This window comes from Escherichia sp. KTE114, assembly GCF_000407765.1.
Lineage (GTDB): Bacteria > Pseudomonadota > Gammaproteobacteria > Enterobacterales > Enterobacteriaceae > Escherichia > Escherichia ruysiae.
The window spans coordinates 36062-61764 of record NZ_KE136626.1 but is presented as its reverse complement, the minus strand read 5'-3'; the positions used below and the strand labels follow the sequence as shown (position 1 = coordinate 61764).

Sequence of the window (25703 nt, the reverse complement as noted above, 5' to 3'; positions counted from 1 at the left end):
CTGGATTAGCCAGCGTTAGCTTTTACGATGTCGTCGATCAGTTTATTGACAGGTGCCAGGCTGATTTCACGCGCAGTGCTTACCGCTACCGGCGTAGAACGTACTTTGTTTGCCAGTACCTGACCGTCACGGTTAGTGGTATTGACACTCACCAGCGTGGACAAACCGATGCGCAGTGGGTATTGCTCCAGCTGTTTCTGATCCAGTTCAATACGAACAGGCAGACGCTGAACGACTTTGATCCAGTTACCGGTGGCGTTTTGCGCCGGAAGCAGCGAGAACGCGCTACCCGTACCCATATCCAGACCGACCACTTTACCGGTGTATTTCACATCATCGCCGTAAATATCAGTGGTAATAGTGACCGGCTGACCGATGCGCATATTGGCAATCTGCGTCTCTTTAAAGTTGGCATCCACCCACATATTGGTCGCCGGAACGACCGCCATCAGCGGCGTTGTTGGGCTAATTTGCGCACCAGGCTGTACGGCTCGGCGGGAGACATAACCGGTCATTGGGCTGACAATACAGGTACGTTCCAGCGCCAGCCAGGCATTACGTACTTCAGTTGCGGCCTGTTGCACGGCAGGCTGATCTTCCAGTTTAGTTCCCAGAATCATCGCCTGATTGGCATTGTATTGTTGAATGGCGACATCCAGTTGCGCCTGGGCGCTGGTGACGGCGTCGCGGGCGTGTTGCAGTTCTTCGCGACCAATCAGGTTGGCATTGCCCAGCGGCACACGGCGGTTGTAGTCGCTCTGTGCTTTAGCGAGGGCGATTTTCTGCACCTCAATATTCGCCTGCAACTGCTTGCTGTTAATCATCAGCTGGTGGGTTTGACGAACGCTGGAAGCCAGTGCAGTTTTGGCTTTTTCAAACGCCTGGCGAGCATCAGTCGGGTCGAGAGTGACCAGCACATCGCCTTCTTTTACAAAATCGGTGTTATCGGCCCAGACTTTCGTCACGCTGCCTGACACCTGAGACATAATTTGAATCTGATTCCCTGCCACGTATGCGTCATCGGTCTCTTCAAAATGACGCAGTACCAAAAACCAATAAATTCCTATCGCTACGGCAATAATGATAAAGAGCAAGGTGAGAAGGAGGAGCAGACGCTTACGTTTGCCGCTCTTCTTTACCGGTTGCTGCGGGTTTTGAGTCTCCGCATTTGCGCTCATATTGTTCTCCACGATCTTCTTAACTCATCGGCTGAGCCGACCTGCTTGCCAAAAAGGCCAGCACGTTGCGATGCTGGCCGGTCAGTTTTTCTTTTATAAATCTGGATTTTTGAGCGAGATGACGCGTTAGCTCATCGCTTCGAGGACCATGCCGTCTTGTTCCATTTGGTCGAGACGGGAGAGCAACTTGCGGGTGATTTGCTCAAGCTGATCTTTTTCGCTAGTGCTGAGCGCGGACCAGAGTTGATGCAGGCAGTTATGCTGCGGCGGTAAAACCTCGCGCAAAAACTCGTGACCTTTTTCCGTTAATTGCAGATGCAGACAGCGGCGATCGTTATCGCTTTCACGACGCTCGATCCAACCGCGTTTTTCCAGTTCATCGGCAATACGCGTCGCATTGGTACGGGATGATCCAAGAGCACAACTTAATTCAGAAGGCTGAATACTGTGGTTTTCCTGAGACTCCAGCGTAATCAACGCCATAAACAACGTCTCGTTAATCCCCTGAGCCTTCAGCATTTTATTGCGGTTCTCCAGCAGCTTGCTCTGCATATGCATACAAAGACGGGTCAGAAGGATTTCCTGGTAAGGAAAATCTTCGTGGCGGCTGGCGCGAAATTTTAGCATTTGTTCAATGGGCGTAAACGAACTATCCATTTGGGTATGACCTCATTAATTTTAGCCGATATAGTAACGACAGTGACAAATAAAGTAAATGTATTGTTTTAGAAAAATGATTCTTGTGGGTTATATAATCGCCATCACTTTCCAGGCGAGCCCGTAGGCCAGCGCACTTAGCAGTGTCGGGACGATAATGCTGCGTGTTTTATAGAAACTGGCACCCAGTACCGCAAAGCCGACCAGCGTGGGCACGAAACGACGTGTATCGTGCATCACTTCTGGTGCGGTAGAGACAACCAGCAGAGCACAAATAGAGGCTATGCCAATGGTGTCGAGCAAAATACCCACCGCACCACGTTTGGTTGGGCGGGCATTACCCACACGCAGGCGCAGCGGCAAATAGCGAAAGCAGTAATTAACCGCGCCAACCAGTAACCCAAGCAGCAGAACCTCATAGCTCATCGGGCGCTCCTTGCCAGAATGCCTGAATTAGCGCAGTGAGGCAGCCACAGACAATGCCTGCCAGAATGGCGACGGGGATAGAAAATAGCGTTACGCCCGCAAGGGCGCCGATTAACGCTGCGGTAACGCAAAGGGATTGTTTGCGCTGGAAAGAGGCGAGCAGAAAACTCATAAAGAGCGCCGGTAGCATAAAGCCTAATGCTGCTTCAACGGCTGGATAACCTTGCAGCAAACCGCTGCCGGAGAATGCCCCTATAACCGTACCAAATACCCACGATGACCATGAACTGAAGGCAATGCCAATCATCCAGTTCTCGCTCCAGCGGCGATTATTGCGCACCAGCTTTGCCGTTGCTGCGGCAAAAACTTCATCCGTCAGGCCAAACGCCCACAATGCAGTTTTCGATTTTTGCAAACGCTGAACAATGCGGCTACGCAACGATGGGCCATACAGAACATGGCGAACATCCATTGCCATGACGGTCAGCGCAGCGACCCATAAACTACTCCCGGCTGCCAGCATCGTGGTAATGACGAACTGACTCGCGCCTGCATAAATGATGCAGGAGAAAAAAACGCTTTCGAGAGGAGAGAATCCCAGACGGGTCGCATTCAGACCGAAAGCAAAGGCCACCGGAATATAACTAATAACAATCGGTAAACTGTCTTTGCATCCTTCCATGAAGGTCGCCGAACCAGAAGCAGGCAGAGGAGTAGGGCTTACCATAGAGTGTACGCTTAACGACTGTTAAAATTATAAATAGACTGAATGAATATCTTAACCTTATCAGACTGATGGGCTTCTTAACACCCTTATAAGTGTAAAGCCACGAAAACGGTTGCTGATTGTCTAAATAGCGGCTTCCTGACGATGAAAACCTCGCCACCAGACTAACAGATTAACCAGGGCAATCGTCGCACCAGCCAGGCAAACGCCAGCCCAACCGGCATGTTGCCAGGCAGAGGCCGAAATCAGTGAACCGGCGGCACCGCCAATAAAGTAACTGGTCATATAGCCTGCGGTCAGACGATTACGTGCATCAGGATAAATACGATAAATCACGGTTTGATTGGTGATATGCACGCCCTGTACGGTGAGATCCAGCACCAGGATGCCGATAATCAGCGCCAGCACGGAAGTGTGACCAAACCAGATCGCCAGCCATGAGAGCAACAGCAGCAGTAGGCCGAAAGTTGTTGTCAGGTGCGATTGACCCTTATCGGCAAAACCACCTGCCGGACGTGCGCCCAGCGCCCCAGCGGCTCCTGCAAGGCCAAACAGACCAATCGTTCCATCGCTGTAGTTAAAAGGCGGTGCGGCAAGCAAAAAGGCCATTGATGTCCACAGAATGCTGAAGTTAGCAAAGGTCAGGCAGCCCAGCACCGCGCGGGTGCGCAGGATCTTATCGCTGATAAACATGCTGAAAACGGAACCTAACAACTGTGGGTAGTTGAGGTGGGTTTCTGATTTCATCTGCGGCAGGCCGCGCCACAACGCCAGCGCCATTAGCGCCATTAATACTGCTGCGACCCAGAAAACGATGCGCCAGCCGCCGAGATTTGCCAGCAACCCGGCAACGGTACGCGCCAGCAAAATGCCCAGTAGCAGGCCGCTCATAATAGTGCCAACCACCTTGCCGCGTTTTTCCGGTGAGGCCAGTGTTGCCGCCAGCGGAACCAGAATTTGTGCCACGACCGAGAATAAACCGGTTAATGCCGTACCGAGGATCATCATCGCCAGCGACTGACTGCTGGCAGTGATTAACATGCCACCGGCTGCCAGTAAGGTCATTGAGACGATCAGCCTGCGGCGTTCAAACATATCACCCAGTGGAACAAGAAATAGCAGACCGGCGGCATAACCTAGCTGCGCGGCGGTGACAATAAAGCCCGCCGAACTGGCAGAAAGGGAAAAGTTACGCGCGATGGTGTCGAGCAATGGCTGGGCGTAATAGTTGCTGGCGACCGCCAGACCGGTGGCGATCGACATCAGCACGATCAGCGCCGGGCTAAGCTCGTGATTGGGTTTAGTCATTATTGTTGTTTATCAGGTGATGATTAGTCTGAAAAGCAATAATAGCGGATGTTTATGGATGTGGGGTGAAAGATTGATTGTTGAAATGTGCGGTGTGATTTGTAGGCATGATAAGACGACGCCAGCGTCGCATCAGGCATTGTGCACAGAAGGCGGATGCGGCGAAAACGCCTTATCCGCCCGAATAAAAATTACTTCTGCGCTGCCAGCGCCTCATTTACCCAGCCATCGAACTGCTGCTGGTGGGCTTTGATCCAGCCATCAACGTGACCCTGAATATCGCCTTCTGAGGCCTTGCCGTCATGCATAATGGCGTTCTGGGCGTTAATGTCCGCAACCGGTAACTGCATAATGGCAAACAGTTTCGCTGCCGCCGGGTTTTTCTCAGCCCAGGCTTTGTTGGCAACGATATGCATGGTGCTGACCGGGAAGCCGTAATTCGCGCCATTCGGCAGTTTGGTATCGGCGTTTTTATCGCCCGGCAGTGCGGAGAACGGCACCTGCAACCAGACGACATCTTTGCCCGGCTTCAGTTCGTTACTCACCCAGTACGGCGTCCAGGTGTAGTAAAACACCGGCTTGCCCTCTTTGTAACGACTGATGGTGTCGGCCATCATCGCCGCATAGTTACCCTGATTATGCGTCACGGTGTTGGTCAGTTCATACGCAGCAAGCTGGTGATTAATGGCACCTTCGCAGCCCCAGCCGGGGTTACAACCGGTTAAATCCGCTTTGCCATCGCCGTTGGTATCAAACAGTTTGGCGATCTTCGGATCTTTCAGTTGCGCGATGTTGGTGATTTTGTACTGGTCGGCGGTTTTCTTATCGATCAGGTAACCCTGCGCCGCGCCGTTAACAAATACCCCTTCACGATAAAATTTCTTATCGCCACCGGCAGCTTCGTACATGTTGTCATGGAGTGGCGTCCAGTTCACGGCGGTGAAGGTTGCATCGCCGGAAGCAAGCGAGGTGTAGCCAACGTTGTAATCCACTTCGCTGGGTTTATTGACGGTATAACCTAATTTCTCCAGCGCACGACTGACCAGCAGCGTCTGGAAGGTTTCTTCAGTGATGGTGCTCTGAACTGGATTAACAGTAATGCCTTTGCCCGGCAGATCGGCAGCAAAAGTTTGTGTAGAGATAAGCGTGGCAAACGCTGTCGCAAAAAGTACGCTATGTCGCATTGTTATTCCTTTTTTTGGCAGGGTGATAATGCCCGGCGTCACCGGGCAAGTGCAGAGTTACTTAATGAATGGGCGGGTCAGCAGACCAACAGGGCCAGTGGTGTACCAGCGACGGTTGCCGCGACTGCGTGAGTCGCGCCCAACGGCCTGCGTCAGGCGATCGAGGATAATGGCGAGGATCACAATCCCGACGCCGCCAACGGTGGCAAGCCCCATATCCAGACGACCGATACCGCGAAGTACCATCTGACCCAGCCCGCCGACGGCAATCATCGAGGCAATGACCACCATAGAAAGGGCCAGCATCAGCGTCTGGTTAACGCCCGCCATAATGGTCGGCATCGCCAGCGGTAACTGAACTTTGAACAGCATCTGGCGCGGGCTGGCACCGAATGAGCGCGAGGCTTCAATCAGATCCGCCGGAACCTGGTTAATCCCCAGAATGGTCAGACGGATAATCGGCGGCAGAGCAAAGATGATCGTCACCACCACGCCCGGCACGTTACCGATACCAAACAGCATGACGATTGGCACCAGATAAACAAACGCGGGCGTAGTCTGCATGGCATCAAGCAGTGGACGGATTATTTTCGCTGCTCGCGGACTTCTCGCCAGCCAGATCCCCAGCGGCAGACCAATGACGATACAGAACAGCAGGGCAGTTAATACCAGCGCCAGGGTGACCATGGCCTGCGACCAGGCACCGATTGCGCCGATGGCAATCAGCGAAACCAGCGTCGCCACGCCCATTCCGACCCCGGAAATCTGCCAGGCGATGAGAGCGAAAACGATAATCGCCACTGGCGCAGGCATACCCAGTAGCAATTGCTGGAAACCGTTGAGGATATAATCAACCGGAACGCGCACGCCCTGGAAGACGGGACGGAAATGGGTAACGACCCAGTCGATCCCTTCAGTGACCCAACTGTCGAGCGGGATCAGCGTTTTATGGAACGGATCGAGAATATTAAAATGCTCGACGTTTGGCGCAGGCGTACTGGTCAGCCAGTCAGCGCCACCGCCATCAGTCGGTGCTGGAGCCGGTGTACCCCAGGCGTCTGCGGATTGTGCGGCACTGTCCGCCGCTGGCGTGGTATCCCACGGATTGTTTTGATCAGCCATTGTTTACCCCCTCACGATCTAAAGCGCGCAGCAACATTCCTTTCGAAATGATGCCGACATACTGTTGGTCTTCGTCGACCACGGGCACCGCACAGGGCGCCTGTCCGACATGAGAGAGCAACTCGCTAAGAGGCGTTTGTGCATCGACCGCTAACGGCGCATCAATCAGCGCCGCATCAAGACCTTGCTGCTGCGTTAATGCTGCTTTTAACGAATCGATAGAGACTGCGCCGACAAACTTATTACCGCGTTCGATGACGTAACCATATTCGCGGTCTTCATCCTGCAATAATTTCAGTGCCGAACGCGGGCCGAAACCGGGCGTTTTACGAATTAAGCCATTAGGGCTGCGGCGGGCAATATCTTTTGCGCTGAACACCTGGCTAATATCAACACCACGGAAGAAGGTACGGACATAATCATTCGCCGGATTATTGAGAATTTCATCCGGTGTACCGACCTGAACGACTTCACCATTTTGCATAATGGCAATTCTGTCGCCAATACGCATAGCTTCGTCGAGATCGTGAGAAATAAATACAATGGTGCGCTGATGTTTCGCCTGTAATTTTACCAGCTCATCCTGCATCTCGGTGCGAATTAGTGGATCGAGCGCCGAGAAGGCTTCGTCCATTAATAAAATATCCGGATTGATGGCTAATGCGCGAGCTAATCCGACACGTTGACGCATCCCGCCCGAGAGTTCGTCCGGGTAGCTGTGGGCATAATTTTCCAGCCCTACCTGACGCAGTGCATCAATAGCTTTTTCCCGGCGTTCTTCGGCGTTAATTCTGGCCAATTCCATACCAAACGCAGTATTGTCCAGCACGGTCATATGTGGCATTAAGGCAAAGGACTGGAAGACCATCGCAATCTTTTTTCTGCGCACCTCACGGAGTTCGGCGTCGGATATTTTGGCAATATCCACACCGTCAATCAGTACTTGTCCACGGGTGGGTTCAATCAGGCGATTGAGAAGGCGTACCATTGTGGATTTACCCGAACCGGATAATCCCATGATGACAAATATCTCGCCTTCTTCAATGGCCAGACTGGCGTCTTTTACGCCAAGCGATAGCCCTGTTTTTTCCAGAATTTGTTCTTTTGAAAGTCCTTGTTCGATATATTTGAAAGCTCTCTGTGGATGCTCCCCAAATATTTTATAAAGATTTTTAATTTCTAATTTAATTGCCATGCAATAGAAAGATTCCTGTTATTTGTTTATGTCGATATATTACCCGATGGAAATAGTCACTTTTTTCTACCCTAACATACTGAGAATCTGAGGCAACCCCTGAGGGCAAATGTGGCATGAATATTGACGTGAGCAAATTGCCGGAATTTCCCGTGATATAAGGGCTGAGAGCAAATCGAGAAAAGTTGATATTTTTTGTTATAGATAGCGAAAAAACGCCTGAATATTGTAGTTTCAGGCGAATAATGCAACAGAGTATCAGTGTAGATCACCACAAAATATTTGTGTGATAAAAAGCTACTTAATGGAAATTATTTCCCTGCTGTGGTTGATGATATTTTTTAAAATAACCGTGTCAGAAATTCCAGTCTTCGTCTTCTGTTTCGACCGCTTTTCCCATCACATAAGAGGAGCCAGAACCGGAAAAGAAATCGTGATTTTCATCGGCATTCGGCGAAAGCGCGGCGAGGATTGCCGGATTCACTTCCGCCATTTCTGCCGGGAAAAGCGGTTCGTACCCCAGATTCATTAATGCTTTATTAGCGTTGTAGCAGAGAAACGCTTTTACATCGTCAGCCCACGGGGTTTCGGCGTACAGCTCATCGGTGTATTGCAGTTCGTTGTCGTAGAGTTCCAGCAACAAATCGAAGGCAAAACTCTTTAACTCTTCGCGTTGTGCCTGGGAGGTTTTTTCCAGGTTTTTCTGATATTTATAACCGATGTAATAACCGTGCACTGCTTCATCGCGGATAATCAGACGGATCAGGTCTGCGGTATTGGTCAGCTTACCGCGACTGGAAAAATACATCGGCAGCCAGAAGCCGGAGTAGAACAAAAATGATTCCAGAAAGACACTGGCGATTTTCTTTTTCAGCGGATTATCGCCGCGATAATGTTGCTGAATAATCTGTGCTTTTCGCTGCAACGGCGCGTTTTCTTCACTCCAGGCGTAGGCGGCATCGACATCTTTTGTCTGGCACAACGTCGAGAAAATCGAGCTGTAAGAGCGGGCATGAACCGCTTCCATAAAGCTGATATTCGATAATACCGCCTCTTCATGGGGCGTGAGCGCATCGGGCATCAGCGAGGGTGCGCCGATAACATTTTGCAGCGTGTCGAGCAGCGTCAGGCCAGTAAAAACACGCATCGTCAGTTGTTGCTCTACGGCGCTTAATGTCTGCCAGGCGGGGATATCGTTCGACAGCGGCACTTTTTCCGGTAGCCAGAAATTACTGGTCAGGCGATTCCACACCTCCAGATCTTTATCATCAGTAATCTTGTTCCAGTTGATGGCGCTGATACGTGAGAGTTTCATAGATATTCCTTAAAGCCGGACTCATCAGACTCCGATTTTTGGCAATGTGCGCTTTGTTCCTGCCGGATGCGGCGTGAACGCCTTATCCGGCCTACAAAATCTTGCAAATTCAATATATTGCAATTGTTTTTCAGTCTCTTAGAGCGCGCAGGAGACGCAGCCTTCAATTTCAGTACCTTCCAGCGCCATCTGACGCAGGCGAATGTAATAGAGCGTTTTGATTCCCTTACGCCAGGCGTAAATCTGCGCTTTGTTGATATCGCGGGTTGTGGCGGTATCGGGGAAAAACAGCGTCAGCGACAGCCCCTGATCGACATGGCGTGTCGCTTCGGCGTAGGTGTCGATAATCTTTTCCGCGCCGATTTCGTAAGCGTCCTGATACAGCGCCAGATTCTCGTTAGTCATAAACGGGGCAGGGTAGTAAACGCGTCCTGTTTTGCCCTCTTTGCGGATCTCTACTTTCGCCACAATCGGATGAATACTCGACGTGGCATGGTTGATATAAGAGATAGAACCGGTTGGCGGCACCGCCTGGAGATTCTGGTTGTATATGCCATAGCGCATCACGTCGTCGCGCAGCTGCGCCCACATCTCACGGGTAGGTAACGTAATACCGCTACGGGCAAACAGTTCGCCAACTTTCGCCGTTTTCGGCTGCCAGTTACCTTGCAGATATTGGCTAAAATATTCACCGCTGGCATAGCGCGACTGTTTGAACCCGGCAAAGGTTTCACCGCGTTCGCGCGCCAGCAACATTGAAGTACGCAGGGCGTGCCAGGTGATGGTGTAGAAATAGAGATTGGTGAAATCCAGAGCTTCCGGTGAACCATAGGCGATGCCTTCCCGCGCCAGATAACCGTGTAAATTCATCTGCCCCAGCCCGATGGCGTGTGAGGCGGCATTTCCGGCCTCAATAGACGGCACGCTGCGGATATGACTCATATCTGACACCGCTGTTAAACCGCGCACGGCTGTTTCTATCGTGCGGGCAAAGTCGGGGGAATCCATGGTGTGGGCAATATTCAACGAACCTAAATTGCAGGAAATATCATGGCCTGTGCGCGCATAGTCGAGATTCTCGTCATACTCTGAGGCGCTGTTAACCTGCAAAATCTCTGAGCAAAGATTGCTCATATTTATGCGTCCGGCAATAGGGTTAGCACGGTTAACCGTGTCTTCATACATGATGTAGGGATAGCCGGATTCAAACTGGATCTCCGCCAGCCGCAGGAAGAAATCACGCGCATTGATATATTTTTTGCGGATGCGTTCGTCGGCAACCAGTTCGTCATAGTGTTCGCTGATGGCAATATCGGCAAACGGCTTGCCGTAAACCCGCTCAACGTCATAAGGCGAAAACAGTGCCATCTGCGCATTCTCTTTCGCCAGATGGAAGGTGATATCCGGGATCACCACGCCCAGCGACAGCGTTTTAATGCGGATTTTCTCGTCGGCATTTTCCCGTTTCGTGTCGAGAAAACGCAGAATATCGGGATGATGCGCGTGCAGATATACAGCCCCAGCTCCCTGACGAGCGCCGAGCTGATTGGCATAGGAAAATGCGTCTTCCAGCATTTTCATCACCGGAATCACGCCAGAAGATTGATTTTCAATACGTTTAATTGGCGCGCCCGCTTCCCGCAGATTCGACAGCAAAAAAGCCACACCGCCGCCGCGTTTTGACAGTTGCAGTGCGGAATTTACCGCCCGACCAATCGACTCCATATTGTCTTCAATACGCAGCAGAAAACAGGAAACCAGTTCGCCGCGCTGCTGTTTACCGCAGTTGAGGAATGTTGGCGTGGCAGGCTGAAAACGTCCAGACAGCATCTCATCAGTCAGTTGCGTCGCCAGTGTTTCATCGCCTTGTGCCAGTGTCAGCGCCACCATCGTTACTCGATCGGCAAAATCTTCCAGATAACGCTTGCCATCGAATGTCTTCAACGTATAGCTGGTGTAAAACTTCCATGCTCCGAGGAATGTCTGGAAACGAAAACCGCTGGCATGCGCGTGGGCAAACAGCGTAATGATAAAGTCGCGAGAGTAGCGATTAAGAACGCTTTCATCATAGTAACCTTCGTTGATCAGCCAGTTCAGGCGCTGCTGCTGGCTACTGAAGGTCACACTGTTCGGACGCACATGCGTCGCTATAAAGGCGTCAACGGCCTGGCTGTCTTTATCGAACTGAATGCGGCCTGCGCTATCGTAAAGGTTAAGCATCGCATTCAGAGCGTGGTAATCCATCGTTTCCTGCGTCAGGCATTCTGCGGTTGTCGTTGCCAAAATTCGGTTACTCCTTTACGAACGTTTTCGATATCGCTTTGCGTACCCATGAGTTCAAAGCGGTACAGCCACGGCACACCGCATTTTCGGGCTATTACATCTCCGGCGCGACCATACGCCTCACCAAAGTTGCGATTACCCGAAGCAATAACGCCGCGAAGCAACGCCCGGTTATGCTCGTCGTTTAAAAAGCGAATCACCTGTCGTGGCACAGCGCCAGCCGTACCGCCACCGCCGTAAGAGGGCACGATCAGAATGTAAGGCTCGTCTACCTGGATCCGTTCCCGCTCATTGAGTGGAATGCGCACGGCGGGTAGCCCTAAACGTTCGATAAAACGCTGCGTATTTTCGGAGCTGCTGGAGAAGTAGACGAGCTGGCTCATGCACTGGCCGCGTGTGGCGCTGGATGCAGACGATTGATCATGTCCGGGCGAAAACCAGACCAGCTAAGATCGCCTGCAATCACAACCGGCAACTGACGAAAGCCCTGAGCACGCAACGCTTCCGCCGCTTCAGGAACGCGATCGACATTAATCATTTCAAAATCAAAGCCCCGGTTTTCCATCGCCCGTTTGGTGGCGTGGCACTGAACGCAATCGTTACGAGTGTAAATAGTAATGCGCATGATTCGTATTTCCGCTTAAAATGAAGATACGGCGCGATGATACGCGTCGGGTTGTCTCTCTGTTGATACAGGGATACTAGATGTAGTTGAAAAAAGATTCAACCATACAAGATATGGGAAATTTCGATAAATCTCACCACCGTTGAGTGGCTCAACGGGGTAGGGGGTTTTGTGTTCTATAGCCGGGTGATTACCCGGCATCAGGAAATTACATCCGCATGGAAACGGCCAGGCGGTTAAAGCAATTCATCAGTCCGATGGCAAAAGTCAGGTCGCTGATTTCTGCTGCGCTGAAATATTCAAGCAAAGGTTGATAAACGTCGTCTTCTGCATGGCTTCGGGCAATATCGGTCACCGATTCCGCCCATGCCAGCGCCGCCCGCTCGCGATCGTCAAAATGATGGCTCACCCGCCAGCCTGCAAGAGCGTCCAGCTTGTGCTGTGGCACACCGGATTTACGTAATGCTTTACTGTGCATCTCCAGACAAAATGCGCAGCCGTTGATTTGCGAGACGCGCAAATAAACTAACTCCATCAGTGTGGTATCCAGCGCACTATTTTCCAGCGCCGTTTTGGCCTGCACCAGCGCGCTATACACTGCCGGGCTAAGTTCGTAGTAAGGCTGACGTAATGTAGTCATACAGTTTCTCCTCTTATTAACGCCCGCAATGTAGCACTATAATGGACTGCTAAAGAGAGCCATAAATTACCTAAAAAAGCAGACCATATGCCGCGCTATCAGGATATCGCACGTCAGTTAAAAACGGCTATTGAGCAAGGGGAACTGAAACCCGGCGCAAGGCTACCTTCCAGTCGTACCTGGTCACAGGAGCTGGGCGTGTCCCGATCCACTGTCGAAAATGCTTATGCTGAGCTGGTGGCGCAGGGATGGCTGGTTCGACGAGGGCAGGCAGGCACCTTTGTCAGTGAGCAGATACATCCCCAACAATCCGCTGTGGATGTGCTTGCCTTTGCCGGTGAAAGCCAGCAACCGCTGCCATTCCAGATGGGATTACCCGCACTCGATCTCTTTCCGCGTGAGCTGTGGGCGCGGGTGATGGGGCGTCGCCTTCGTACCCAGACGCGCTTTGATTTGGCGTTAGGCGATGTCTGTGGTGAAGTGGTGTTGCGCGAGGCAATTGTTGATTATTTACGCGTCTCACGCGGGATTGAATGCCAGCCAGAACAGATCTTTATCACTCACGGTTATGCAGCCTCAATGGCCTTAATTCTGTACGCGCTGGCGAAACCGGGAGACGGGATGTGGATGGAAGATCCTGGTTTTCCGCTGATTCGCCCGATTGTTAATCGCCACGGTGTGGAAATTTTACCTGTGCCTGTTGATGACAACGGACTGGATGTCGCAAGCGGAATGCAAAATTATCCTGATGCACGTTTTGCTCTGATAACTCCTGCGCATCAAAGCCCGCTCGGTGTTGCGCTCTCTCTGGCGCGCAGGCATCAGGTGTTGGCGTGGGCAGAGCGTGCGCAGGCGTGGATTATTGAAGACGATTACGACAGTGAATTCCGTTATCACGGTAAGCCATTACCGGCACTGAAAAGCCTCGACGCGCCGCAGCGGGTGATTTATGCCGGAACATTCAGCAAATCGCTATTTCCTGCATTGCGCTGTGCGTGGCTGGTGGTGCCGGTGGAGCAGATTGCACAATTCCGCCAACAGGCGTCACGGGAGCCATGTGCAGTGCCTGTTCTATGGCAGAACACACTGGCAGACTTTCTTCGCGAGGGGCATTTCTGGCGGCATCTGAAGAAAATGCGTCAGCACTATGCTCAGCGTAGGCAGTGGATTGAGCAGGCGCTTACGCAACAAGGATTCCAGGTTGTGCCACAAAAAGGGGGCATCCAGATGGTTATCAGCATGGTGGGCGACGATATTGTCCACGCGCGTAAAGCCAATGCTGCTGGCCTTGCGGTACAGGCACTTAGCGACTGGCGTATCTGCTCAAGTGGGGAAGGAGGATTGCTTCTCTCGTTTACCAATATCGTTAGCGAAAGCATGGCGCAGCAGGTGGCACAACAATTACGCGGTGCCTTAAGTTAAAAACCCCGAAGTCAGGCTTCGGGGTCAAAGACGCGTATTTATTATCATTGTTGCATTACGATTTGCGTATGCTTAACAGCGCGCCGATAAAAATACCTACCGCAGCTGCTGTACCCACGCTACACCAGGGTCTTTCACGAACAAAAGAATCTGCGCAGCCAACTGCATCGCGCGCGGCTTGCTGGACGCGAGTACGACCATGCATCCGCGCTCTGGTTTCTTTCAGTAGAGCCTGAGCTTTACTGCGTGCGGCTTCGGCTTCACCTTTTGCGTCGCTGCCCCAGGACCTCAATACAGATTCGAGACTGTCGGCTAATTGATTGACATCATTCTGAATATCCTGCACGCCATCATCGACGTCGTTGCGGTTCGGTCTGTTAAACATATGATCCCCCATTAGAATTCGATGTAATTTTCAGTGTAGACCATAATTTTCTTAACAGAGATTCATCGCGGCTTTATGGACTTTTCTGAAAGCGTTGGGAATGCGCAATCAGGTAAGGTAGGCGCGCAGTAGATAATAACGAGGATAAAATATGTATTTACGACCAGACGAGGTGGCGCGCGTACTTGAGAAAGTCGGTTTTACTGTCGATGTAGTAACCCAGAAAGCATACGGTTACCGCCGTGGGGAACATTATGTCTATGTTAACCGCGAAGCGAGAATGGGACGTACCGCACTGATAATTCATCCAACATTAAAAGAACGTAGTTCCACACTGGCTGAACCTGCTTCCGATATTAAAACTTGCGATCATTACCAGCAATTTCCGCTCTATTTAGCGGGTGAACGTCATGAGCATTACGGTATCCCGCATGGCTTTAGTTCGCGTGTTGCGCTTGAACGTTATTTGCATGGCTTATTTGGCGAAGCCAGTTAAAGACGCGACTGGCGATGCCAGTCGCGAAAAGAAGGGTCAGGCTTTTACCTGCTGGTAGCTGCTCACTTTGAACAAGCGGCGACAGTAATCAAGGAAGTAGCCATAGACCGCCCCCATCAGCATCGAAACAACGATGTTTGAACTGACCGCAGCCATAATCTGGTGCCAGTCTGCGCCTACCACTAATAAGATCGCCATATACACCGGTGACTGGAACGTCACATAAGCCAGAATATCAGCCAGATTTTTTGTCCAACCAGAGTGGCTAATTTTGCGTGCCGCGCGCATAAACAGATCGCGGTACATGCCATATGGCCATGCAATTAAGATATTCACCGGAACGGCCACCAGCCTGGAATAAAAAGACTGTTCGAAGCTCATCCCGGAGAGGAAAACTTCAATACACATGTTCACGACAGTACAATAAACAACCATCGCGAACGTGTCTGCAACTGCATGACGCAAGCGTGACTGCGGTGAGAACATGTTAATGCTCCTTAATAAAAGCGAAATCGGATATGAATGGAAATGGAAGCAGTGCTTTAGACTGCCTGTTTCATTTTTGCATAGCGTATATTGCTGGTTGTCAGTAATCAATTAGTGAAAAATTTTTATTTATTTTGTTTTTGTAGATAAAATGTTCCGCAATGGCGTATTTTTTATACATTATGGATTTTTAAATGCCTCCATGAATAATTTTATTTAAAATCATATCATTACGTGGTTATTTTGAACTGTGCTGGTGGGGAGGTTAAGAGATGTTAACGCTATAAAGCGTAGACAATCCGGCTTAAGTAGGGGGTTGAGCTCATTTAGCATTTTTAATGACCTGAAGCCACTAATGTCAGCATAAAACTTCAGTTGCTGAAAATTTGTTTTATTCTTTGTTTATGCATTTTTATTCACTTGTCTTTAATCTACATTCGGTGATGATGGCGCAGAGAGCACCCGATTATTCGCAAATGTCTGGAATGATAAGCCAAATGGCTAATATATAAACTGAAAATAATTATTAATTTGTCTGGAAATAACGGTTGAAATAATATCGCACGCGACTGTAAATAGATTAAATTTTGTGGAAATATAATAAGTGATCGCTTACACTACGCGACGAAATACTTTTTTTGTTTTGGCGTTAAAAGGTTTTCTTTATTATGTCCGTAATGTTACAAAGTTTAAATAACATTCGCACCCTCCGTGCGATGGCTCGCGAATTCTCCATTGACGTTCTTGAAGAAATGCTCGAAAAATTCAGGGTTGTCACTAAAGAAAGACGTGAAGAAGAAGAACAGCAGCAGCGTGAACTGGCAGAGCGCCAGGAGAAAATTAGCACCTGGCTGGAGCTGATGAAGGCTGACGGAATTAACCCGGAAGAGTTATTCGGTAATAATTCTGCTGCACCGCGTGCAGGTAAAAAACGCCAGCCGCGTCCGGCGAAATATCAATTCACCGATTTTAATGGTGAAGTCAAAACCTGGACCGGTCAGGGTCGTACACCGAAACCGATCGCTCAGGCACTGGCTGAAGGTAAATCTCTCGACGATTTCCTGATCTAATGACTGCTGCCGGATGCCGCCACTATGGCGCGTCCGGCGTCGCTTCTTACGTTCGCTGATTCCACGGCATCTTATCTAACAACCTTGCCATCCCGCAAAAACCGCTGATACCCGCAAATATTAATCCCGCACCGACAAAGCCGCTTAATAAAAAGAACGCGCTATTCACGGCATAACCCAATACGACGCCGATTAATATTAAGCCACCAGCTGTGATCTGTACCTGACGCATTAATGGTAAAGGCTGTGATTTATTTTCGGCTACCGGCAATCCCGCTTTTTTCCAGCTATCAATTCCGCCTTCCAGTAAAAATATCTCTGCGGGGGCGGCAATCGCTGCTAATTTTTGTGCATTATTACTGGTGCGTTTTCCAGCCTGACAGTGGAATATAATTTGTTCTCTACGTAATTTTTCCGGAAGACCAGCCTGTTCCAGCACGGATAATGGTGCCAGATCCGCTTCAGGAATATGTTCACGAAGATATTCATCGGCATCGCGAATATCGATTAACTTTGCACCGCGTGAGATTAATTCTTGTGCATCATGCGGTGAAATTGTTGTTAAAGCCATTGCTACTCCTTACGGACAATAGACGTTTTTCAGGGTGGCGATAATGGCATTTACCGCCTCATTTTTAATGAAATAAAGAATGCGTTGGGCATCCCGTTGGCTGTCGATAAGCCCTTCGTCACGCATCCGTGCCAGATGCTGTGACGTTGCAGAGGCACTCAGTCCGGTAATACGCGCCAGTTCACCGGCGCTGGTGCCGGGGGAACCGCAAATCATGCACAGAATCAGCAACCGTTTGGGGTGACTCATTGCTTTCAGTAAGGCCGCAGCCTGTTCGGCGCTGGCCTGTAGTTGGGCTAGTTCAGTCATATTTATTTAAGTGTTTTCTAAATTAAGTAAACTCTAAACTAAAAATGCAACGTATACCAGCGTCAGCAGCGTAAATGAGGGTAAAAGCATAGGCTGAAACGGGCAGACTCCGCTAAAATTACTATGCTTAAGAGATAAAATCTCTTTTTAAACAATGATTAATTTTCTTATAGGGAGGAAATATGGGGTTCTGGAGAATCGTCATCACCATCATTTTGCCACCGCTCGGCGTGCTGCTGGGGAAAGGATTTGGTTGGGCATTTATTATTAATATTTTGCTGACACTTCTTGGCTATATCCCTGGTTTAATTCACGCTTTCTGGGTGCAAACCCGCGATTGATCCTGTGCTCATCCTGCGGCGTTAACGCGCCGCGTTCCTCTGCTACACTTTCTGAGTGTTTCCGTTAACGAATGAGGTAATTATGGGTCTGTTCAATTTTGTGAAAGATGCCGGAGAAAAGCTCTGGGACGCGGTTACTGGTCAGCATGATAAAGACGATCAGGCGAAGAAGGTGCAGGAACATCTGAACAAAACCGGTATACCTGATGCCGATAAAGTGAATATTCAGATTGTCGATGGTAAAGCGACGGTTACAGGTGACGGCTTAAGTCAGGAAGCGAAGGAAAAAATCCTTGTTGCAGTGGGGAATATTTCCGGTATTGCCAGTGTTGATGATCAGGTAAAAACGGCGACGCCAGCCACTGCCAGCCAGTTTTATACTGTTAAGTCTGGCGACACCCTGAGTGCCATTTCCAAACAGGTCTACGGTAACGCCAATCTCTACAATAAAATCTTCGAAGCGAATAAACCGATGCTGAAAAGCCCGGATAAAATTTATCCGGGGCAGGTGTTGCGTATTCCTGAAGAGTAGTTAATTGCCAGCCATCGCCTGCTGGATAATCGGAATTGGCGTCAGTAAATGCTGGCGCATTAACTCACTGGCGCGCGCCGTATCTCGCGCCAGCACCGCCGCAGTCAGGGTCTGGTGCTGATCGTGTTTATCTTCCAGCATTTCTACAGAAAGCACCGTTTGCCGCAGCCAGATGAACCGATAGCGCGCCGCCAGATCAAACAAACGCTCGCGCATTTGCAGTAAATAGTGGGAACCGCAGCCCGCCACAATCGCAGTATGAAATGCCTGATGGCGCTGATCCCACTCATCAAGCATTTTCTCGCTGGCGTCAGAGGCTTCAAGTTTACCGAGCAAGTGTGCCTTCGCGAGAACGTCAGCCTCCCACTCATCGCTGCCACGGGCAATTGCCAGACTCACCAGCATCGCTTCCATATTGGCGCGGGCGTCGAAAATATCGAGCAGTTCTTGCTCTGACATAGACGCCACCCGATACCCTTTTTGATTTACCACCGTGACCAGCCGTTCCGCCACCAGTTGCGAAAGGGCTTCCCGCAACGGCCCGACGCCGAGTGCATAACGCGACGTTAGCGAACTCATCCGTAATTTTTCATCCGGCTGAAAATTGCCGCGAATAATATCGTTTTTCAACCAGCGGTAGCCATCCAGAGACGTAATGGTCATGGTGTGACTCCTGAACATTATCAGCGCGTATTATGAACGGGTGTTTTTTGCCACAATATCAGCTTTTTCCAGCGTGCCATAATTGGCACGGTACAGATAATCCCTATCGCTAATAAGCCGGTGGAAATTACCTCGAGTTGTTGCGCCGGGCGGAATAACATCACCACCAATACAAAGGTAATAAAGCCAATCACCAGCCAGGTGAGCCACGGATAAAGCCACATGCGCAGGCGAATATCGCCGCCTTCCGCCAGCAGGATTTTACGCATCCGTAATTGCGAAACGGCGATGACTAAATAAACCAGCAGGGCAATAGCACCGGAGCTGTCGATCAGAAATTTAAACACTTTGGCGGGCGCGTAATAGTTCACTACCACCGTTAAAAACGCCGCGCCGGTCGAGAGTAATACCGCCACATACGGGGTTTTGCTACGGTTGATTTTGCCCATTACCGCTGGCGCATCCCCGCGACGGCTTAAGGAGTAGAGCATCCTTGACGCGGTATACAGCGCCGAGTTCAGGCAGCTGGTTACCGACAGCAAAATAACGCAATCCATAATGAATTTTGCATGTGGAATATTCAGCAGCTCCAGCACGGAACGGTAGGAACCCACGGTTTTCAGTCCTGGCATATTCCACGGTATGAGTGCCACGACGACAAAAATAGAACACAAATAGAAAATGGAGATACGCCAGATAACCGAGTTGGTGGCGCGGACAATATGTTTATCCGGCGTGTCGGATTCTGCTGCGGCAATGGTGACAATTTCCGCGCCCATAAACGAGAACATGGTGATCAGCATCGCGCTTAATACGGCGCCAAAGCCGTTCGGCATAAAGCCGCCGCTATCCCACAATCTTGAAATACCGCTCACTTCGGCATAAGGGTAAAAACCGCTAATTGCTACAGCTCCAAGGAAAATAAACGCCAGAATGGCAATCACTTTGCATATCGCCAGCCAGAATTCAAATTCACCGTAGTTTTTAACGCTTAATAAATTACTGCCGGTTAAGGCGAGGGTGATGACCAGAGAAAATAACCAGATGGGAATGCCGGGAACCCACGAGTGCAGGATCATGGCGGCGATGTTGGCTTCCAGCGGAATGACCAGTACCCAAAACCACCAGTACAGCCAGCCGATGGTATAGCCCGCCCAGCGGCCAATGGCTTTGTCGGCATAGGTGGAAAACGAACCGGTGTCGGGCGTGGCGACCGCCATTTCCGCCAGCATCCGCATAATCATAACCACCAGTAATCCGGCGAACAGATAGGCCAGTAAGACCGCCGGACCCGCTTCGGCGATAGCGACGCTCGAACCGACAAACAGACTTGCGCCGATAACACCGGCAATAGACAACATGGTGACGTGGCGTGATTTCAGCCCGCCGCCTAGCTCATGTGGTTGCGATGATTGCCCCATCCTGAATCCTCTCGAAAGTGTGTCACTTGGGAGAGCGCCCCGACATTTCCCGCGTCGGGTCACGCGTTTAATTGTTATTAATTCTTTTTGCCGGAGAGCGGCTCCGCCTTATCCGGCCGACATAGATTTATTCCTGTTCACGTACAGATTGTCGGATGCGACGTAAACGCCTTATCCGACCTGGATTCCCGTGGGCCGGACAAGACGCGCAGCGTCGCCTCCGGCATGGGTGCGGTGCTATTGCTTCGCCTCATCAAAACACTGAGCGATGATCTCCAGACCCTGACGAATCTGAGCATCTTCAATGGTGAGCGGTACAAGGATGCGCAGCACGTTGTAATACGGGCCGCAGGAGAGAAGAATCAGGCCTTTGTCACGGGCGCGCGCCACGATCTCGGCGGTGAGTTTGGCGTCCGGCTTGCTGTGATCGCCATTTTCAAACAGCTCGATGGCGATCATCGCTCCCAGACCGCGAACATCGCCGATCTCCGGGTATTTTTCGGCGATTGCCAACAATCCGTCTTTCAGCTTCTGGCCCAGGTCATTGGCTTTTTGCAGTAGATTTTCCTGCTCAAACACCTTCAACACTTCCAGCGCCGCCATGCAGGCTATCGGGTTACCCGCATAGGTGCCGCCCAGGCCGCCCGGTGCGACAGCATCCATCACTTCAGCGCGCCCGGTGACGCCCGCCAGCGGGAAGCCGCCCGCGATCGATTTCGCAAAGGTGGTAAGATCCGGTGCCACGCCCATCTGCTCCATCGCAAACAGCGTGCCGGTACGCCCCGCGCCGCTCTGCACTTCATCGGCAATCAGCATGATTCCGTGCTCGTCACACAGTGCGCGTAAACGTTGCATAAAGGCTGGCGTCGCGGCGTAGAAACCGCCTTCGCCCTGAACCGGCTCAATCACGATGGCAGCGATATCTTCCGGCGCAGCGTCATTTTTAAAAATTCGGTGGATACTGGCGATAGCATCGTCTTCACTGATGCCATGCAACGGGCAAGGGTAAAGCGCGCGATAAACATGGCCCGGCATCAGCCCCATACCCGCAGAGTACGGATTCACCTTGCCGGTCAGCGCCAGCGTGTAGTGCGTGCGCCCGTGGTAAGCGCCGCTAAAGGCGATGGTGCCGCTGCGTTTGGTGGCGGCGCGGGCGATTTTCACCGCGTTCTCCACCGCTTCGGAACCAGTCGTCACCAGCAACGTTTTTTTGGCGAAATCGCCCGGCACCTTCTGATTCATTATTTCGCACAGCTCCAGATACGGCTCGTAAGCCAGCACCTGGAAGCAGGTGTGTGACAGTTTTTTTAGTTGCGCTTCTACCGCCGCAACCACTTTCGGATGCAGGTGCCCGGTGTTGAGCACCGCAATCCCGCCCGCGAAATCAAGATACTCACGGCCTTCAACGTCCCACACCCGGCAGTTTTCCGCACGATCAGCGAAAATTGGGTGAATTTGCCCAACGCCACGAGGAACTGCCTGACTGCGGCGCTGCATTAACTCTTTATTGCTGCTCATTCGCGTTCTCCAGTTAAAGACCGATACACATATATTTGATTTCTAAGTAATCTTCGATGCCATACTTCGATCCTTCACGACCCAGTCCCGAGGCTTTGATACCGCCGAACGGGGCCACTTCATTGGAAATAATGCCGGTATTGATGCCGACGATGCCGTACTCCAGCGCCTCGCCGACGCGGAAGACGCGGCTTAAATCACGGGCGTAGAAATAGGCGGCAAGACCAAACTCGGTGTCATTGGCCTGCGCAATCACATCGGCTTCATCTTTAAAGCGGAACAGCGGGGCGAGGGGGCCGAACGTCTCTTCTTTCGACACTTTGGCGTTGGCCGGAACGTCCACCAGAATGGTCGGCTGGAAGAAGTTGCCGCCGCGCTCGTGCGCTTTACCGCCGCAAACCACGCGCGCGCCTTTCTCCAGCGCATCGGCAATATGCTCTTCCACTTTTGCTACCGCTTTTTCATCGATCAGCGGCCCGATGGTGACGCCTTTCTCCAGCCCGTCGCCGATATGCAGTTTGCTCACCGCCTGCTGTAATTTTTCAGCAAAGCGGTCATACACGCTGTCCTGCACGTATAAACGGTTGGCGCAGACGCAGGTTTGCCCGGCGTTGCGGAATTTCGAGGCCAGCGCGCCTTCCACGGCTTTGTCGAGGTCGGCATCGTCAAAGACGATAAACGGCGCGTTGCCGCCCAGCTCCAGAGACACTTTTTTGATGTCTTTCGCGCACTGTTCCATTAACTGGCGGCCAATTTCGGTCGAACCGGTAAACGACAGTTTGCGCACCAGCGGGTTGCTGGTCAGTTCGTTACCGACCGCCCCCGCCGAGCCAGTGACGACGTTAAATACGCCAGCCGGAACGCCCGCGCGGATCGCCAGCTCCGCCAGCGCCAGCGCAGAGAACGGTGTTTGACTCGCAGGTTTCAGCACCATGGTGCAGCCTGCCGCCAGCGCCGGGCCGGCTTTACGGGTAATCATCGCCGCCGGGAAGTTCCACGGCGTGATAGCGGCGGTAACGCCAATCGGCTGCTTGATAACAATCAGCCGTTTATCGGCCTGATGACCGGGAATGGTGTCGCCATAAATACGTTTGCCTTCTTCGGCAAACCATTCAATAAAGGAAGCGGCGTAGCTGATTTCGCCTTTCGCTTCAGCCAGCGGTTTACCCTGTTCGAGGGTCATCAGGCGCGCTAAATCGTCCTGATGCTCCATCATCAAATTGAACCAGTTGCGCAGAATGGTGGCGCGTTCTTTGGCGGTGAGCGCGCGCCAGGCGGGCAGGGCGCGGTTGGCGGCGTTGATAGCCGCGCGGGTTTCATCAGCGTCCATTTTCGGCACGCTACCCAGCTTGTCGCCGTTCGCCGGATTGGTGACGTCGATGACTTCACCATTGTTGGCGTCCAGCCATTCCCCGTTAATCAACGCCTGCTGGCGGAATAAGTTACTGTCGTTAAGTTTCATCGCTACATCCTGTTTTCAAAGGTTATTGATTAAATGCGGCGTGTAAGGCATCCACACTTCGGGCCGCTCGCAGCGTGCGTCCGGGGTTACTCTGGCTTGCCAACAGCGTTTGTACCTTGCTGACAATATGCGCACCAATAGGAATTGCTGATGTCGCTGCCGGGGAGGGCGCATTGCAGGTGTGGATCGTGCGCGGGGTGGTGACAAACAGAAAATCGTCAATCAGCTTACCGTCCGGCGATACCGCCTGCGCCCGCACACCGGCGGGCCAGGGCTGGAGATCGCTTAACGAAAGCCGGGGACAATACTTTTGCACCAGCCGCAGATAGCCGCTTTTGCACAGCGAGTTTTTCATCTCGCCCAGTCCTGAGCGTAGATGGTTTTGCAGTACCCGGCGAATCCCCGGGGAGCCCAAAATCTCCAGCGTGTCGCTAAATGAGAAGTCGCGCTTGCGATAACCCTCGCGTTTAAAAGCCAGCACCGCGTTTGGCCCGACGGTCACGCTGCCGTCGATCATCCGGGTGAGATGAACGCCTAAAAAGGGCATCGCTGGATCGGGAATGGGGTAAATCAGGTGGTTAACAATCTGGTTATGCTCCGGCGCGAGGCGGAAATACTCGCCACGGAACGGGCAGATGATAAAGCCGGGTTCAAGCCCGAGCATTTTCACCAGCCGGTCAGCCATCAGGCCAGAACAGCTAATCAGCGTCGACGCTTCATACTCGCCGCCCTGACGGGTGCGGACAACCACGCCGTTTTTATGCTCACTGAGGCCGCTAACTTCGGCGTTATAAATAATCTCGCCGCCTCTGGCCTGGAAGATTTTTGCCATCGCTGCCGTGACGTCGCGGTAGCTGACAATGCCGCTGGACGGCACAAAAATACCGCCGAGCCCGGTGATATTCGGTTCACGCTCGCGCAGCTCGTCGGCGTTTAACCACTCGCGTTCAATCCCGTTCGCCGCTGTGCGTTCCCATAACGCGCGCATCCGCTCCATTTCGAGTGCGGATGTGGCGACCAGCATCTTGCCGCAGTTGTCGTAGCGGATGTCGTTTTGATCGCAAAAGGCTTTGGTGGCGCGGTTCCCCGCCAGGCAAAACTGCGCCTTCAGGCTGCCGGGCGTGTAATAGACCCCGGCATGGATCACGCCGCTATTGTGGCCCGTCTGGTGACAGGCCGGGCCGGGCTCTTTTTCCAGCAACGCAATGCGAGCGTCCGGATAGACATCAATCAGTTGCATGGCGGTCGACATGCCGATGATGCCGCCGCCAATAATCACAAAATCATACATCCGCTCAATTCCTTTGCGTTTACTGATGCGTCTGGTAGTGGTTAGTGGCGTAAGCGAAATAGCCGCGCTGGCGCATCAGTTCACGACGCAGATCCGGATGTGCGGTAAAGCGGTCGCGACCGTGCAGCCAGAACAGATTGTTAATCAACAGGAATTTGCCAACGGGAACCGGCACAGACAGGATGCCTTTGCTGGTTTCAATGGCGTCCGAAAGCTCGCTCAACCACACGCCTTCTTCAAAATCTTTTGGCTGGACGAACTGGTCGATATAGCGCATCACCGGGCGACCCTGCTGATCGACGTCGAACACAGGATGGAAGACATCTTTACTGACGTTTTTACTCGGCGGTGCGGCAAAGCGCATCGGGCGACGCGCCAGCGGATGGCGGAAATAGTGGTCCAGATGTTCCCAGTCATCGAGATGCAGCAGCAGCGAGTTTCCGCCCTGCATGTTCTGCTCGTCGATTTTCATCATCAGCACATAGTCGGTGATCTCTTCGACGTAGGTGCCGTCGTTGTGCAGTTCCATCACACGGTGTGGTTGACGCAGATAGCTGTCTGAGTTATCGACATTTTTCACCACAAAACGCGCGTAATACTGACCGCTCATGGCATCGAAATTGGAACGGCCAATCAGATGCGCCACCGCCGTTGCCAGCTTCACCATCTCGTCCGCCTGCTTCACATCATCGACACCCACGGCGTTGATTAGCAGTGCACCTTCAGCACGGTTTAGTAGCGTCTTCAACAGCAGTGGTTGCAGCTGATTTGCACACAAGTCGTCAAGAATTTTGCCCACACGGAAACGCAGGAAAGATTTGTACTCCAGCGCCTGCACGGGCCATTCGGCAACCTGTTCGAGGAACTGTTTGGTCGTCTGTTCGGTGAAGGTGAGTTCCAGAAGACGCGGGGATTGCGCCGACGGGGTGAGGGTGAATCCGCTATAGTCCTGGCCTGAATCGACAGCGTTTGTGTGTACGGCGGTCAGTGCATTCATCAGAAGCGATCCTCTTATGAGATGTAGGGTGACATGGCGATGCTCATTTCGTAGCCATAATCTAAAAATATCTACATTT

At 51.7% G+C, this 25703-nt stretch carries 28 protein-coding genes; 5 read left to right on the top strand and 23 right to left on the bottom strand.

Annotated features, from left to right (window positions below; genetic code table 11):
- Positions 1–5 precede the first annotated feature (5 nt).
- The 13 genes from emrA to WC5_RS20125 form a co-directional block, all read right to left on the bottom strand.
- Positions 6–1178 (bottom strand): multidrug efflux MFS transporter periplasmic adaptor subunit EmrA, encoded by a 1173-nt coding sequence (gene emrA, locus WC5_RS20065; protein WP_010350383.1) that lies wholly within the window; start codon positions 1176–1178, stop codon positions 6–8.
- A 126-nt stretch (positions 1179–1304) separates the two neighbouring features.
- Positions 1305–1835: a multidrug efflux transporter EmrAB transcriptional repressor EmrR gene (gene emrR / locus WC5_RS20070; protein ID WP_000378436.1), complete on the bottom strand. Its 531-nt coding sequence runs from the start codon at positions 1833–1835 to the stop codon at positions 1305–1307.
- A 90-nt stretch (positions 1836–1925) separates the two neighbouring features.
- Complete coding sequence (gene ygaH / locus WC5_RS20075; RefSeq protein ID WP_000119757.1) at positions 1926–2261, bottom strand: L-valine transporter subunit YgaH; 336 nt, start codon at positions 2259–2261, stop codon at positions 1926–1928.
- On the bottom strand, positions 2251–2988 hold the full coding sequence (gene ygaZ / locus WC5_RS20080) for an L-valine exporter subunit YgaZ (RefSeq protein ID WP_000254579.1): 738 nt from the start codon (positions 2986–2988) through the stop codon (positions 2251–2253). Before ygaZ ends, ygaH begins: the two co-directional genes overlap by 11 nt.
- A 123-nt stretch (positions 2989–3111) precedes the next feature.
- Positions 3112–4296, bottom strand: a complete 1185-nt coding sequence (locus WC5_RS20085) for an MFS transporter (RefSeq protein ID WP_000165719.1) — start codon at positions 4294–4296, stop codon at positions 3112–3114.
- Positions 4297–4487: 191 nt separating this feature from the next.
- On the bottom strand, positions 4488–5480 hold the full coding sequence (gene proX, locus WC5_RS20090; RefSeq protein WP_001216525.1) for a glycine betaine/L-proline ABC transporter substrate-binding protein ProX: 993 nt from the start codon (positions 5478–5480) through the stop codon (positions 4488–4490).
- 57 nt (positions 5481–5537) lie between these two features.
- Complete coding sequence (gene proW, locus WC5_RS20095) at positions 5538–6602, bottom strand: glycine betaine/L-proline ABC transporter permease ProW (protein ID WP_000774969.1); 1065 nt, start codon at positions 6600–6602, stop codon at positions 5538–5540.
- Positions 6595–7797, bottom strand: a complete 1203-nt coding sequence (gene proV / locus WC5_RS20100; protein ID WP_000985506.1) for a glycine betaine/L-proline ABC transporter ATP-binding protein ProV — start codon at positions 7795–7797, stop codon at positions 6595–6597. The genes proW and proV overlap by 8 nt, the downstream gene beginning before the upstream one ends.
- Positions 7798–8152: 355 nt before the next feature.
- Complete coding sequence (gene nrdF, locus WC5_RS20105; RefSeq protein ID WP_000777985.1) at positions 8153–9112, bottom strand: class 1b ribonucleoside-diphosphate reductase subunit beta; 960 nt, start codon at positions 9110–9112, stop codon at positions 8153–8155.
- A gap of 138 nt (positions 9113–9250) precedes the next feature.
- Positions 9251–11395 (bottom strand): class 1b ribonucleoside-diphosphate reductase subunit alpha, encoded by a 2145-nt coding sequence (gene nrdE / locus WC5_RS20110; RefSeq protein ID WP_000246549.1) that lies wholly within the window; start codon positions 11393–11395, stop codon positions 9251–9253.
- Complete coding sequence (gene nrdI / locus WC5_RS20115) at positions 11368–11778, bottom strand: class Ib ribonucleoside-diphosphate reductase assembly flavoprotein NrdI (protein ID WP_000080947.1); 411 nt, start codon at positions 11776–11778, stop codon at positions 11368–11370. Before nrdI ends, nrdE begins: the two co-directional genes overlap by 28 nt.
- Entirely contained in the window at positions 11775–12020 is a 246-nt protein-coding gene (gene nrdH, locus WC5_RS20120; RefSeq protein WP_001223227.1) for a glutaredoxin-like protein NrdH, read from the bottom strand. Before nrdH ends, nrdI begins: the two co-directional genes overlap by 4 nt.
- 208 nt (positions 12021–12228) lie before the next feature.
- Positions 12229–12660, bottom strand: a complete 432-nt coding sequence (locus tag WC5_RS20125; RefSeq protein WP_000209799.1) for a carboxymuconolactone decarboxylase family protein — start codon at positions 12658–12660, stop codon at positions 12229–12231.
- A gap of 87 nt (positions 12661–12747) precedes the next feature.
- Here WC5_RS20125 and pdxR point away from each other — a divergent pair, with 87 nt between their 5' ends.
- Positions 12748–14082: a MocR-like pyridoxine biosynthesis transcription factor PdxR gene (gene pdxR / locus WC5_RS20130; protein WP_001138443.1), complete on the top strand. Its 1335-nt coding sequence runs from the start codon at positions 12748–12750 to the stop codon at positions 14080–14082.
- Positions 14083–14137: 55 nt separating this feature from the next.
- On the opposite strand, the gene WC5_RS20135 is transcribed toward pdxR, so the two are convergent.
- Positions 14138–14467, bottom strand: coding sequence for an ElaB/YgaM/YqjD family protein (locus WC5_RS20135; RefSeq protein ID WP_010352475.1), 330 nt, complete (start codon positions 14465–14467; stop codon positions 14138–14140).
- Between the two features lie 151 nt (positions 14468–14618).
- Here WC5_RS20135 and WC5_RS20140 point away from each other — a divergent pair, with 151 nt between their 5' ends.
- Positions 14619–14963: a DUF2002 family protein gene (locus tag WC5_RS20140; protein WP_000281310.1), complete on the top strand. Its 345-nt coding sequence runs from the start codon at positions 14619–14621 to the stop codon at positions 14961–14963.
- A 36-nt stretch (positions 14964–14999) separates the two neighbouring features.
- Here WC5_RS20140 and alaE read toward each other — a convergent pair whose 3' ends face one another.
- Complete coding sequence (alaE, locus tag WC5_RS20145) at positions 15000–15449, bottom strand: L-alanine exporter AlaE (RefSeq protein WP_000492675.1); 450 nt, start codon at positions 15447–15449, stop codon at positions 15000–15002.
- 668 nt (positions 15450–16117) lie between these two features.
- Here alaE and stpA point away from each other — a divergent pair.
- On the top strand, positions 16118–16519 hold the full coding sequence (stpA, locus tag WC5_RS20150) for a DNA-binding protein StpA (RefSeq protein WP_000115375.1): 402 nt from the start codon (positions 16118–16120) through the stop codon (positions 16517–16519).
- 46 nt (positions 16520–16565) lie between these two features.
- Here the strand turns inward: stpA and WC5_RS20155 are convergent, their stop codons facing one another.
- Together WC5_RS20155 and WC5_RS20160 are read right to left on the bottom strand one after the other, a co-directional pair.
- Entirely contained in the window at positions 16566–17090 is a 525-nt protein-coding gene (locus tag WC5_RS20155; protein WP_001229481.1) for a rhodanese family protein, read from the bottom strand.
- 9 nt (positions 17091–17099) lie between these two features.
- The gene (locus WC5_RS20160; RefSeq protein ID WP_000137274.1) at positions 17100–17399 is read right to left on the bottom strand and encodes an ArsR/SmtB family transcription factor; all 300 of its coding nucleotides are present in this window, start codon (positions 17397–17399) and stop codon (positions 17100–17102) included.
- Between the two features lie 182 nt (positions 17400–17581).
- Between WC5_RS20160 and WC5_RS20165 the strand changes: the two genes are divergently transcribed.
- Together WC5_RS20165 and kbp are read left to right on the top strand one after the other, a co-directional pair.
- Complete coding sequence (locus WC5_RS20165; RefSeq protein ID WP_000508177.1) at positions 17582–17740, top strand: YqaE/Pmp3 family membrane protein; 159 nt, start codon at positions 17582–17584, stop codon at positions 17738–17740.
- A gap of 82 nt (positions 17741–17822) precedes the next feature.
- Positions 17823–18272, top strand: a complete 450-nt coding sequence (gene kbp / locus WC5_RS20170) for a potassium binding protein Kbp (protein ID WP_000522418.1) — start codon at positions 17823–17825, stop codon at positions 18270–18272.
- On the opposite strand, the gene csiR is transcribed toward kbp, so the two are convergent.
- The 6 genes from csiR to glaH form a co-directional block, all read right to left on the bottom strand.
- Entirely contained in the window at positions 18273–18935 is a 663-nt protein-coding gene (gene csiR, locus WC5_RS20175) for a DNA-binding transcriptional regulator CsiR (RefSeq protein WP_000156830.1), read from the bottom strand.
- Between the two features lie 20 nt (positions 18936–18955).
- A complete protein-coding gene (gene gabP / locus WC5_RS20180) occupies positions 18956–20356 on the bottom strand; it encodes a GABA permease (RefSeq protein ID WP_010352480.1) in 1401 nt (466 codons plus the stop codon).
- A 237-nt stretch (positions 20357–20593) separates the two neighbouring features.
- Positions 20594–21874: a 4-aminobutyrate--2-oxoglutarate transaminase gene (gene gabT, locus WC5_RS20185; protein ID WP_000097673.1), complete on the bottom strand. Its 1281-nt coding sequence runs from the start codon at positions 21872–21874 to the stop codon at positions 20594–20596.
- 13 nt (positions 21875–21887) lie between these two features.
- Positions 21888–23336 (bottom strand): NADP-dependent succinate-semialdehyde dehydrogenase, encoded by a 1449-nt coding sequence (gene gabD, locus WC5_RS20190; RefSeq protein WP_000772835.1) that lies wholly within the window; start codon positions 23334–23336, stop codon positions 21888–21890.
- A gap of 22 nt (positions 23337–23358) precedes the next feature.
- The gene (gene lhgD, locus WC5_RS20195; RefSeq protein WP_000271901.1) at positions 23359–24627 is read right to left on the bottom strand and encodes an L-2-hydroxyglutarate dehydrogenase; all 1269 of its coding nucleotides are present in this window, start codon (positions 24625–24627) and stop codon (positions 23359–23361) included.
- 19 nt (positions 24628–24646) lie between these two features.
- On the bottom strand, positions 24647–25624 hold the full coding sequence (gene glaH / locus WC5_RS20200) for a glutarate dioxygenase GlaH (protein ID WP_010352484.1): 978 nt from the start codon (positions 25622–25624) through the stop codon (positions 24647–24649).
- Positions 25625–25703: the final 79 nt, after the last annotated feature.

Excerpts from the sequence above, each read along its gene's own strand:
- proW (WP_000774969.1), bottom strand. The coding sequence starts at position 6,602 with ATGGCTGATCAAAACAATCCGTGGGATACCACGCCAGCGGCGGACAGT.
- proV (WP_000985506.1), bottom strand. The coding sequence starts at position 7,797 with ATGGCAATTAAATTAGAAATTAAAAATCTTTATAAAATATTTGGGGAG.
- lhgD (WP_000271901.1), bottom strand. The coding sequence starts at position 24,627 with ATGTATGATTTTGTGATTATTGGCGGCGGCATCATCGGCATGTCGACC.
- nrdI (WP_000080947.1), bottom strand. The coding sequence starts at position 11,778 with ATGAGCCAGCTCGTCTACTTCTCCAGCAGCTCCGAAAATACGCAGCGT.
- ygaZ (WP_000254579.1), bottom strand. The coding sequence starts at position 2,988 with ATGGTAAGCCCTACTCCTCTGCCTGCTTCTGGTTCGGCGACCTTCATG.
- kbp (WP_000522418.1), top strand. The coding sequence starts at position 17,823 with ATGGGTCTGTTCAATTTTGTGAAAGATGCCGGAGAAAAGCTCTGGGAC.
- emrR (WP_000378436.1), bottom strand. The coding sequence starts at position 1,835 with ATGGATAGTTCGTTTACGCCCATTGAACAAATGCTAAAATTTCGCGCC.
- WC5_RS20125 (WP_000209799.1), bottom strand. The coding sequence starts at position 12,660 with ATGACTACATTACGTCAGCCTTACTACGAACTTAGCCCGGCAGTGTAT.
- gabD (WP_000772835.1), bottom strand. The coding sequence starts at position 23,336 with ATGAAACTTAACGACAGTAACTTATTCCGCCAGCAGGCGTTGATTAAC.
- emrA (WP_010350383.1), bottom strand. The coding sequence starts at position 1,178 with ATGAGCGCAAATGCGGAGACTCAAAACCCGCAGCAACCGGTAAAGAAG.
- gabP (WP_010352480.1), bottom strand. The coding sequence starts at position 20,356 with ATGGGGCAATCATCGCAACCACATGAGCTAGGCGGCGGGCTGAAATCA.
- WC5_RS20085 (WP_000165719.1), bottom strand. The coding sequence starts at position 4,296 with ATGACTAAACCCAATCACGAGCTTAGCCCGGCGCTGATCGTGCTGATG.
- proX (WP_001216525.1), bottom strand. The coding sequence starts at position 5,480 with ATGCGACATAGCGTACTTTTTGCGACAGCGTTTGCCACGCTTATCTCT.
- stpA (WP_000115375.1), top strand. The coding sequence starts at position 16,118 with ATGTCCGTAATGTTACAAAGTTTAAATAACATTCGCACCCTCCGTGCG.
- glaH (WP_010352484.1), bottom strand. The coding sequence starts at position 25,624 with ATGAATGCACTGACCGCCGTACACACAAACGCTGTCGATTCAGGCCAG.
- alaE (WP_000492675.1), bottom strand. The coding sequence starts at position 15,449 with ATGTTCTCACCGCAGTCACGCTTGCGTCATGCAGTTGCAGACACGTTC.
- WC5_RS20140 (WP_000281310.1), top strand. The coding sequence starts at position 14,619 with ATGTATTTACGACCAGACGAGGTGGCGCGCGTACTTGAGAAAGTCGGT.
- ygaH (WP_000119757.1), bottom strand. The coding sequence starts at position 2,261 with ATGAGCTATGAGGTTCTGCTGCTTGGGTTACTGGTTGGCGCGGTTAAT.
- nrdH (WP_001223227.1), bottom strand. The coding sequence starts at position 12,020 with ATGCGCATTACTATTTACACTCGTAACGATTGCGTTCAGTGCCACGCC.
- pdxR (WP_001138443.1), top strand. The coding sequence starts at position 12,748 with ATGCCGCGCTATCAGGATATCGCACGTCAGTTAAAAACGGCTATTGAG.
- nrdF (WP_000777985.1), bottom strand. The coding sequence starts at position 9,112 with ATGAAACTCTCACGTATCAGCGCCATCAACTGGAACAAGATTACTGAT.
- WC5_RS20165 (WP_000508177.1), top strand. The coding sequence starts at position 17,582 with ATGGGGTTCTGGAGAATCGTCATCACCATCATTTTGCCACCGCTCGGC.
- WC5_RS20135 (WP_010352475.1), bottom strand. The coding sequence starts at position 14,467 with ATGTTTAACAGACCGAACCGCAACGACGTCGATGATGGCGTGCAGGAT.
- csiR (WP_000156830.1), bottom strand. The coding sequence starts at position 18,935 with ATGACCATTACGTCTCTGGATGGCTACCGCTGGTTGAAAAACGATATT.
- gabT (WP_000097673.1), bottom strand. The coding sequence starts at position 21,874 with ATGAGCAGCAATAAAGAGTTAATGCAGCGCCGCAGTCAGGCAGTTCCT.
- WC5_RS20160 (WP_000137274.1), bottom strand. The coding sequence starts at position 17,399 with ATGACTGAACTAGCCCAACTACAGGCCAGCGCCGAACAGGCTGCGGCC.
- WC5_RS20155 (WP_001229481.1), bottom strand. The coding sequence starts at position 17,090 with ATGGCTTTAACAACAATTTCACCGCATGATGCACAAGAATTAATCTCA.